The sequence below is a fragment of the Acetobacter okinawensis JCM 25146 genome (assembly GCF_000613865.1).
Classification (GTDB): domain Bacteria; phylum Pseudomonadota; class Alphaproteobacteria; order Acetobacterales; family Acetobacteraceae; genus Acetobacter; species Acetobacter okinawensis.
Map to the genome: position 1 here is coordinate 1 of NZ_BAJU01000105.1, position 1,761 is coordinate 1,761.

2 protein-coding genes are annotated in these 1,761 nt (G+C 42.6%); both read left to right on the forward strand.

The genetic code is table 11. The features are described 5' to 3' along the window. On the forward strand, positions 1 to 532 hold a 532-nt coding region (locus tag JCM25146_RS22305; RefSeq protein ID WP_199897773.1), incomplete at its 5' end, for a GLUG motif-containing protein. Positions 533 to 636: 104 nt separating this feature from the next. Beyond that, positions 637 to 1,761: GLUG motif-containing protein (locus JCM25146_RS20280; protein WP_369347541.1), on the forward strand; the 1,125-nt coding region annotated here is incomplete at its 3' end.

The window sequence follows — 1,761 nt, forward strand, 5'->3', positions numbered from 1 at the left end:
ATCTTTGTCTGTTACAATACATAACACCAGTTCCAATAGTCAGATATCATATGCGGGCGGCCTGATCGGTAGCAATTTTGGAGGTATCAGTGGATCCAGTGCCGATTTGGATTTATCGGCGTCTGCTGATAGCGCTAGCCAGAATGTCAGCATCGGCAGCCTTGTCGGATATAATAATTCTGGAGATATAACAGGGTCCTATACAAATGGAACCATAACTGGAACCAATATCGGATACATAGGTGGGCTTGTCGGGTATGTGGCTTCATCTACAAATATTACAAAATCTCATTCTCAAGTCAATATAACAACAGATTCCTCTCAAATAATAGGTGGTCTTGTTGGTTCTTTTTCCGGGAAAAATAATAGTGAAATCAAAAATGTCTATTCAACAGGGGATATAAACTCCTCAGGAGCAGTCTATATAGGGGGCGTAATTGGAAAATTATTAAATGGAAATATTTCAAATTCCTATGAAACCGGGTCTATAGTTGCGACATATAATAGTGCTGACGCTATTGGCGGCTTATAGGTTCATCCGAAGTAGGTACGACCATTTCCACGTCTTATGCAACCGGTTCAATTACAACAGATAAGGCAGATCCTTCATCCAGTATTACACATTATAACGAAATTTTGGGGGGGTTGATCGGAAAATCCTTCTCCGACATCAGTGATTCTTATGCAACTGGCAATATAGAAACCAATGGAGCGGACTGGGTCGGCGGATTAGCCGGCAGCGAATCATTGGCAGGTATTTCAAACTCTTATGCTACCGGAAATTTAACTGGATACAACACCTCAGATATTGGTGGTTTAGTCGGGTTTTATTCGGCATATATAACACCTATTACCAACTCTTATGCCTCTGGAAATATTATATCGACAAACTCTTTTTATGTGGGAGGACTTGTCGGTCAAATGTCTTCAGGAATAATTACTAATTCTCATGCGACCGGGAATATTAAATCCGAAAATTCACTTGATATCGGCGGTTTTCTGGGAGAAGGTGAGGGAGACATACCCGGAATGAGTTATGGAACCGTAAAAAATTCCTATGCAACGGGGAGTCTTTTCATAACAACTTCATCCAACTCTTCTCCAATAAATGCCGGTGGTTTTATTGGAGACGATTCCAGTTTGGATATCAGTAACTCTTATGCATCGGGCGCTGTCACAGAAACATCAACATCTTCAAATTCCAGCTACCTGGGTGGTTTTGCCGGCACCAATGAAGACACCATCACAGATGCCTATGCCCTTGGGTCTGTCTCAAAAATAGAAAATGGGAATAGTAATGACCATATCGGTGGGTTTGTTGGTGGGAATTGGGGATTCATTACAGACGCCTATTCAATTGGCCGTCCTACAAAACAGTCAAGTAGTCAAAGTTTAAGTGATATTGGTGGATTCTTAGGTACAAATTATTATTCGGTTCAAGACGTCTATTTTGACACAGATACCAGTGGTACCATAAATGGCATTGGTGGTGTATCTGGTCCTGGATATACTGGCACTGCAACTGGCCTAACCACTGCGGAATGGATCGCGAATGGCCCCGGTAGTGCGACCAGCCAATATGCATTCGTCAACCCAACCCTGTGGGCTAAAGGCACGCCATACGCATATCTGTCGACATTACCCTATGTTATCGTTACTGCAAATGGAACGCAGGTTTACGGCACAACAGCCATAAACGCACAAATTGACAGTGCAATAAACCAGTCTGGACAAAATATTGCGTCCACTTTGTCTGGGGGG